Below are 7,812 nucleotides of genomic sequence, written 5' to 3'. Positions count from 1 at the left end.
TTGGTTTTATTGGAAAGTGATGACAAAGATAATAATTAGAACGTTATTTTTTCTATTATAAAAAGTTCTAACAAAATAAAACCTCAAAGGTTTTAAAAACCTTTGAGGTTTGTATAAATTTTAAAAAATTGTTTTTACAAACTTCCTTTTTCTAGTTAGTAATATGCGTTAAGGATTGAGCAATTGCTTAAGCTCTTTTTTGTTTTTCACAAAAAAAAAAGCGAGCGCCTTTCGATTATGCTTAAGATAAACTTCAGCCTGACCTGAAAGTTAACGCCCAAATAAATTAAGAAGCGGCTCTTAATTTCTTTAAGGTTGAATTTGTTAATTTTGCTTCTGCATATTCTTTCGTTACATTAAATTCCTTATCGTCTGAACTTGGTAGTTCAAACATAGCGTCTGTAAAAATTGCTTCACATAAGGAGCGCAAACCTCTGGCTCCTAACTTATATTCAACAGCCTTTTCTACAATGTAATTTAATGCTTCTTCCTCTATGGTAAAGGCAACATTATCCATCATAAACAATTTTGTATATTGCTTAATAATAGAATTCTTAGGTTCTGTAAGAATTGATCTTAATGTTACGGCGTCTAACGGATTCATATAACTTAAAACAGGTAAACGACCAATAATTTCTGGAATTAAACCAAATGATTTTAAATCTGAAGGAATTATATATTGTAATAAATTTTCTTCGTCAATTTTATCATCACTTATAGATGCGCTGTACCCAACTGCTTGCATGTTTAAACGTTTGCTAATAAATCTTTCTATACCTGAAAAAGCGCCTCCTGCAATAAATAGAATTTCTTGGGTATTTACTTCTATAAATTTTTGCTCTGGATGTTTTCTACCTCCTTTTGGCGCAACATTTACAACTGTACCTTCTAATAGTTTAAGTAATGCTTGTTGCACACCTTCACCTGAAACATCTCTAGTTATAGATGGATTGTCTCCTTTTCTGGCAATTTTATCTATTTCATCAATAAAAATAATACCTCTTTCTGCTTTTTCTACGTCGTAATCTGCAGCTTGTAATAACTTACTTAAGATACTTTCTACATCTTCACCAACATAACCAGCTTGTGTTAAAACGGTTGCATCTACAATACAAAACGGCACATTTAACATTTTTGCAATTGTTTTTGCTACCAATGTTTTTCCGGTTCCTGTTTCTCCTACTAAGACAATGTTAGATTTTTCTATTTCTACTTCGTTTTCATCATCTTTGGTCTGCAATAATCTTTTGTAATGATTATAAACAGCAACAGCCATTGCACGTTTTGTTTCTGTTTGCCCAATAATATATTGATCTAAAAAATCTTTAATTTCTTGTGGCTTTTTTAGTGTTAAATCTTTAGATAAGCTGCTTGTTTTTGAATCGGAAATTTCTTCTTCTACAATACCATGAGCTTGTTCTATACATTTATCACAAATATGTGCATCCATTCCTGCAATTAACAAGTCTGTTTCTGCTTTTTTACGTCCACAAAAGGAACATTCTAAATTTTCTTCTTTCGACATTTATTATGGTTTTTGGTTGACAGTTTATGGTTATTGGAAAAAACCAACAACTAAAAACCAACAACTAACAACTATTACTTTCTTACTAAAATTTCATCCACCATTCCATAGGCTTTTGCTTCATCTGCTTTCATCCAATAATCTCTATCAGAATCATTGTGTACTTTTTCTATGGTTTGGCCAGAGTGATTTGAAATAATTGCGTACAATTCATCTTTTAACTTTAAAATTTCTCTTGCAGTAATTTCTATATCAGAAGCTTGCCCTTGTGCGCCACCTAAAGGTTGATGAATCATGACTCTAGAATGTGGTAAAGCAGAGCGTTTTCCTTTGGTTCCTGCACACATTAAAACAGCGCCCATAGAAGCAGCCATACCTGTACAAATAGTTGCTACATCTGGTTTTATAAACTGCATGGTATCGTAAATACCTAAGCCGGCATACACACCACCACCAGGAGAATTTATATAAATTGAAATATCTTTATTAGCATCTACACTTTCTAAAAACAATAATTGTGCTTGAATTATATTTGCTACTTGGTCATTAATTCCTGTTCCCAAAAAGATAATTCTATCCATCATTAAACGAGAAAAAACATCCATTTGAGTAATGTTCATTTGTCGTTCTTCCATAATATATGGTGTTACACTGCTTGTAATTTTACCAAAATATGTACTATTTATTCCGTGATGCTTTGTTGCGTATTTTTCGAACTCTTTTCCGTAATCCATTTCTGTGATTATTTTTTATGTTTATTTGTGTAAATATAAGAACTATTTTGTTAGAATTAGTTGCTAAAAAAACCTGAATTTTTATTGAATTCAGGTTTTTTTTTCTTTGTTGAAACTTAAAATAAGTAAGTTTCGAAGCGGCTCTACTAGCTATTCAAAACAGCAGAGTGAGATACTAAAAATAGTCTGAAGCTATTATTTGTATACTTCTTTTATAAACTCTTCATAAGAAACTTCTTTTGTTTTAAAAGTTACATTTTCTTTATAAAAAGCCAATAATTTCTGGCTAATTAATTGAGATTGTAATTTTTGAGCTTCTTCTTGATTTTGTAAAATTCTACCAGCAATTTCATCCAATTCTTTATCTTCAGGATTCATATTACCAAATTGTGCCATTTGCGTGCGGATAAATCCTTTTGCATAGTCTACCAATTCTGCATATTCTAATTTAATGTCATTATCTTTCATAATCTTTCCTTCGATTAATTGATAACGCAATCCTTTTTCAGATTTTTCGTATTCTGCTGTAGCTTCATCTGCAGATAATTCTTTTTCTCCTGCCGTTGCTAACCATTTTTTTAAGAAATCTGCTGGTAAATCAAACTTTGTATTTTCTACTAAATGTTCTGTTACGGCATTTAATAATTGTTGATCTCCTTGTTGTTGAAACTGCTTTTCTGCGTCTTCCTTAATTTTTTCTCTTAATTCTGTTACAGTACTAACGCTACCATCAGCAAATAATTTATCAAATAATTCTTTGTCTAACTCTGCTGGTTCTGTTTTTGTAATTTCTTCTACAGTTAAAGTTACAGTAACATCTAAATCATGAATTACATCATGCTCTACACCTAAAATATGTTGTAATTTATGATCGTCTTCAAATAATTTCTTCGTTTTTAACTCGATAACATCACCAACTTTAGCACCAATTAATTTTGCTTCGTTTTTCTTACCTTTTAAGTCATTCACTAAAAAAGTAGATTTTTTATTGATTTCGCTTTCTTCGTTTACAAAAGTTCCTGTAACATTTGCATGTTCAGTAGCTTCTTCTAGCGTACTCATTTTTCCGTAACGCGTTTGAATATTCTTAACTTCTTCGTCAATTAATTCATCTGTTGCAACAATATTATATTGTGTAACTTTCTCTTTAGATTTTAAATCTACATCAAATTCTGGCGCTAAACCTAACTCAAATTCGAAAGAAAAAGTTTCTGCATCCCAATTAAAATTTTCTTCAATTCTAGGTAATGGATTTCCTAAAATATCTAACTTTTCTTCTGTTAAAAATTTATTTAAAGAACTTTGTAAAAGCTTGTTAACCTCATCTATCATTATAGATTTACCATACTGCTTTTTTATCATTCCCATTGGCACATGCCCTTTTCTAAAACCAGGAACGTCTGCCTTTTTACGATAATCTGTTAATAATTCTGTTACTTTTGCTTGATAATCATCAGCAACAATATCTACTTTTACAACTGCGTTTAACGCATCTATGTTTTCTTTTGTAATATTCATTTCTATGTTCTTTTATCTTGAAAAATCGAGTGCAAAATTACTGTTTTTTATCAATTTTGCAAAGGTTTAAATAGTTCTATTTCAGTATTGTTATTTAGTTTTCTATTGATTTCTGATCCTCTTTTAATAATGAAAATAATGCCGACCTAAAAATAGAGAGTAATATGCTGAATAATAAGGCAGCAAAAAACCCATTCACAGCAAAACCATCTACCAATTTATTTGCCAATAAAATAATACACGCATTTATTACAAAAAGGAATAAACCAAATGTAACAATTGTAGCTGGTAAGGTAAAAAAGATTAAAAGCGGACGTACAAACATATTTAGCAATGCAATAACCACGGCTACAATAATTGCAGACACGTAACCATCTACTGCTATTCCTGGTAAAATATTGGCCAAAACAATTACCGCTAAGGCTGTTAATAATATCTTTAAAAAAGGTTTCATTCCTATAATTTTTATTGAATCTTAAGAAAAATCTCAAGAAATAATCTGTACACCCTAATTGCGAAAACTATACCAAATTACAAAGTCTGCATTTTTGTCATGTTTACGTGATTTTTTTGATTTGTTTCTTAACTTTAAAAAATCTAACTTAGCTACAGCTGATTAAAGTAGTAACACTTTAAGAATTGGTAACAAATACCGCACTAAGTATCTAAACTGAAAGAACATCTTTTTTAGAAAAAATTAGCTATTTAATCAATGACATTTTAACAGTCTTTGCCTAAAAACAATGAATTTTTTAGCATTTATATTTATTTGTTAGCAAAAAATATAATTGAAAATATTCAGGATTGAAAATAAACTTAATATAATTTTTTATAAAACAATTAACTCAAATAAACTGATAGTATGGCTAAAAAAGTAGTAACATTTGGTGAAGTAATGATGCGTTTATCACCTCCCGGACATTCAATGTTTTCGCAAGCAACTTCTTTTGATCTAGTTTACGGTGGTGGCGAGGCCAACGTTGGTAGTTCTTGTGGGTATCTTGGTATGAAAGCTGCTCACGTAACCCGTTTTCCAGACAATGCACTCGGTAAAGCGGCCACTCAATTTTTACGTAAACACTGGTTAAGTACCGTAGATGTTATCTATGGTGGAGATAAAATGGGCATGTATTTTCTAGAAAAAGGAGCTGTTCATAGATCTAGTGTTGTCATTTATGAAAGAGAAGATTCTGCTTTTTCTTTAATTGAACCTTCTATGATCAATTGGGAACAAGTTCTTGAAGGTGCAGATTGGTTTCATTGGACAGGGATTACTCCGGCCATTTCAGAAGGAGCGGCAATGTGTCTTTTAGATGCCATTAAAACAGCCAATAAAATGGGCGTACTAGTTTCTGGTGATATTAATTCTAGAAAAAACATGTGGAAATACGGAAAAACCATGCAAGAAGTGATTCCGGAATTAGTAGAACATTGCGATATTGTAATTACTAGTAGTTATGGTATTCATGAAATGTTTGGATTGGGAGAACCTGGTAATAAATTTAGATTTTCTGCAAAAAAATTAATGGAAGCTTTTCCTAGAATTAAGAAAGTAGTTGGAAAAACTAGAACTTCTATCAGCGCTTCTCATCAACAAATATTAGGTAAAATGTGGAATGGCAATGAATATATTAAAACCAAAACATTAGACATTAGCCATGTAATAGATCGTGTAGGTACTGGAGATGCTTTTGCTTCTGGTATTATTTATGGACTTTTACATTATGATAATGACTTACAAGCTTTAAATTTTGCAACAGCTGCTTGCGCACTTAAACATACCATTCCTGGTGATGTAAACATGGTATCAAAAGAAAATGTAGAAAGTTTAATGGACGGAAACACTTCTGGGAAAATTAAAAGATAGTGCAAACCAGTATTCACTTAAAAACATAATAAGGTATTACACTTTTAAAAAATTCTAATTAATGTATATTACAAGCCTATTTAAAGGTGAATAATATGCAAGTAGATAAAACGCAAAACTTTATTAAAAATGTACTAAAAAATATGCCAAGTGATTGGTTGAACCTAACAACCCATCGCTTGGATATTTATACTGAAAAGTTGGCTAAAACTCAATTTTTAAATCAGTTTGAAACCTTATTTAACAACAATAATTCTACGCTATCTGCACTAAATAAATTACCCACAGCTTATGATTATATTAGATTAGGGCATCCTTTGTCTTGTGTTTTAGAATGGGCAATTGCGCAATTGCATGAACTAAAAACTGAAAATGTAATCAGTTTTTCATCAAAATCGATTGCTATTTTAGCAATTCTTAGAAAAAACTTATTAGAAAATAAAAACACTCAAATTCTTTATTCTGATGAATTACCTTCCTTTTTTGATGTAGAAATACTCAAGAATATTTATGGTTATAAATTTGATTTAAATAAAATTGAAAACGTTGCAGATATTTCTAAATTTGACGGAAGTACAATTTTTATTTCACAAAAAGAAGCTCTTTGTAACTTTGACATTTTATCGAATATCGATTTTTTTATAAATATTCACGCCACTTTAGGAAGTGTTTTAGTCATCAACAAAAATCAAGACAAAAGCTACATTTCAGACATTCAACATGTTAGAAGAAGAGAAACAATAGCAATGACCCCTACCAATTCTCTTATTGCTTTAAAATCTATAATTGAACCATTTTCAATTGAAAAGAAACGCAATTCTCTAGAAAGCAACAAAACAAATGTTTTAACTGCTATTCAACAAATAACGGGAACAACTACAAAACCATTAGTTGCCTCTAGCGGATTGTCGGTTCAATATGCTATTTTGATGGGTTTAATTCATGATGCAAAAGAAAATCATACAGGAAAAGCAATCAAAATTATTGTTCCTCCAAATTGTTATGGAGGCACAAATGATCAAGCAAGACGCGTTGCAGCCTGTATTGATGATGTAGAAATAGTAGATTTATTAGTAGATGGCGATAACAATATGGTGCAAAGTATTGATTCTGTTTTAACCAAAATAGCAAGCGAAGATGCCATCCCTTATATTATTGCAGAAATTCCTACAAACCCTAGAGTAGAAGTTCCGGACCTTCTGAAATTAAAAGAAGTGTTACGCCAAGAACGTAAAACAACAGCAGGCAAAATAGCAATTGACCCAGTATTTATTTTAGATCAAACATTTTGCCCTAATGTTCGCTTTTTAGGTGAAGGAGATATTTTATCATCCGTTAGAACTATTTCTTTTGCAAGTGGTTCAAAATTTCCTAGTGGCGGAAAATGTACTGCTGGCTACTGCGTAGGAAATAAAAACACAAAAGTATTGATGGAAAAAATAGAAACACATTTACATCTTTGCGATAATGAGGCTACCCCTTTTCAATATGAAATATTAGCAAATCAATTGCCGTCTATGAATCAAAGAATAACAGATGCGTATAAAAACACACGAAAATTTGTAAATTTTATTCAAGAGACTTTACCAAGCGCAAAAATAAATTTTGTTTCATCAGCATTGGCAAAACAAGGGTTTACGCCGTCTGTATTTTCTTTAGATCTTCCTACAAAAGGGACAACTGATGAAGAAAAAGAAAGCTATAAAAGAGCCTTGAATTTAACGTTAATCAATTTAATGATTACAGAAATTCCCAATGAAAGTAAGTTTTGTGTGAGCTATGGCCAATTAAATGGATGTTATTGGACCATTCCGGCAACCTCAACGCAAGGAACCACTAAAGAAGGAGATAAGGATTATATTGTTCGTGCATCACTTTCTCCTAATATGGATCTAGAACGTCATAAAAAAGTGTTTTTAGATTTTGTTAATACTATTTAACCCAAATAAAATGAAACATTTCTTTTTTAAAAATTATTAAAAAAGAATACTTGTCTTCTAAAAACGTCCTTAAAATTTTTAGGGTCGTTTTTTTATTATTTATAAATGGTACATTATATTCTGATGCTAAACTGTAAAGTAAGAAATGTTATTTATTTTTTTAGTTTAGTTTATGTTAGCAAAAAACAGCAAGCAATAAGAGAACATTTCTGTACAAACTAGCTCGCG

At 30.8% G+C, this 7,812-nt stretch carries 6 protein-coding genes; 2 read left to right on the top strand and 4 right to left on the bottom strand.

What is annotated here, in order from left to right; all coding sequences use genetic code 11:
• Positions 1 to 286: 286 nt before the first annotated feature.
• The 4 genes from clpX to ACSHW5_RS14030 form a co-directional block, all read right to left on the bottom strand.
• Positions 287 to 1,525: an ATP-dependent Clp protease ATP-binding subunit ClpX gene (clpX, locus tag ACSHW5_RS14045; RefSeq protein ID WP_435676776.1), complete on the bottom strand. Its 1,239-nt coding sequence runs from the start codon at positions 1,523 to 1,525 to the stop codon at positions 287 to 289.
• 74 nt (positions 1,526 to 1,599) lie between these two features.
• Positions 1,600 to 2,259: an ATP-dependent Clp endopeptidase proteolytic subunit ClpP gene (clpP, locus tag ACSHW5_RS14040; protein WP_435676775.1), complete on the bottom strand. Its 660-nt coding sequence runs from the start codon at positions 2,257 to 2,259 to the stop codon at positions 1,600 to 1,602.
• Between the two features lie 195 nt (positions 2,260 to 2,454).
• Complete coding sequence (gene tig, locus ACSHW5_RS14035; RefSeq protein WP_435676774.1) at positions 2,455 to 3,777, bottom strand: trigger factor; 1,323 nt, start codon at positions 3,775 to 3,777, stop codon at positions 2,455 to 2,457.
• 94 nt (positions 3,778 to 3,871) lie between these two features.
• On the bottom strand, positions 3,872 to 4,231 hold the full coding sequence (locus tag ACSHW5_RS14030) for a phage holin family protein (RefSeq protein ID WP_435676773.1): 360 nt from the start codon (positions 4,229 to 4,231) through the stop codon (positions 3,872 to 3,874).
• 408 nt (positions 4,232 to 4,639) lie between these two features.
• Here ACSHW5_RS14030 and ACSHW5_RS14025 point away from each other — a divergent pair, with 408 nt between their 5' ends.
• Entirely contained in the window at positions 4,640 to 5,644 is a 1,005-nt protein-coding gene (locus tag ACSHW5_RS14025) for a sugar kinase (protein WP_435676772.1), read from the top strand.
• A gap of 95 nt (positions 5,645 to 5,739) precedes the next feature.
• Positions 5,740 to 7,584, top strand: a complete 1,845-nt coding sequence (locus ACSHW5_RS14020) for a PLP-dependent transferase (RefSeq protein ID WP_435676771.1) — start codon at positions 5,740 to 5,742, stop codon at positions 7,582 to 7,584.
• The last annotated feature ends 228 nt before the right edge of the window (positions 7,585 to 7,812 follow it).

This window comes from Polaribacter sp., assembly GCF_051251875.1.
Classification (GTDB): Bacteria; Bacteroidota; Bacteroidia; order Flavobacteriales; family Flavobacteriaceae; genus Polaribacter.
This window is presented reverse-complemented; position numbering and strand designations above follow the sequence as displayed.